The sequence below is a fragment of the Mesorhizobium waitakense genome, assembly GCF_056431085.1.
Window position 1 is genome coordinate 1 of sequence record NZ_JBWKME010000042.1, and the last position, 626, is coordinate 626.

General features: G+C 59.4%; 1 pseudogene. It reads right to left on the reverse strand.

Going from position 1 to position 626, the window contains the following annotated elements:
* Positions 1-564, reverse strand: a pseudogene (locus AC07FD_RS09850) (shikimate kinase); the annotation flags it as partial.
* Between the last annotated feature and the right edge of the window lie 62 nt (positions 565-626).

The window sequence follows — 626 nt, forward strand, 5'->3', positions numbered from 1 at the left end:
GGTCCGCTCGCCATCGCCTGCTTTGAGATGCGCCTCAATCTTATGCTCGACAATCGGTTGAATGTCGTTCAGCAAATTCAGAGCCTGCCTCCGATGCCAGCGCAGGCTCTTGCGCGGGCTGCGCGCCAGCGGCAGCACGGCGAGGCAGAGATTGCCCATGGTTTCGAGGTTGTTCTCAGCGGCAAAACCAGGGGCACGATGCAATTCCGTAAGCCGATCCAACGCCGGCCGTGCGAGCAAACCGAGATCGTCAAACAATCGAGCCTTGGCCAGCGCCTTGAAAATCACGGCGATGTTCAGAACGTGGGTCTGCTCCAGACGATCACTGGCATAGTGAAGGTAGCGGGCCAGCTGGTGTAGCCGATCCTTCAGCAGAGCGGTCTCTATGATCTCTCCTGTGTCCTCTCCCCTGGTGACACTTCGCCCCAGAGCATTGGCCATCATGCCGAGCTCAAGTGTGGTGAACGTTCCGAATCGTTGGCCTCCGGAGCCCAGTTTGCGCACGATGTCCAGGACTGCCTGGTGGCACGCCGCTGCTTCCGGCCACTTGCTGAAGCCGTTCACAAGGTTCGCCAATCCCTGCGGACTAAAATCAGAGAGCCGGTTGTCACGGCGAAGCACCTCAC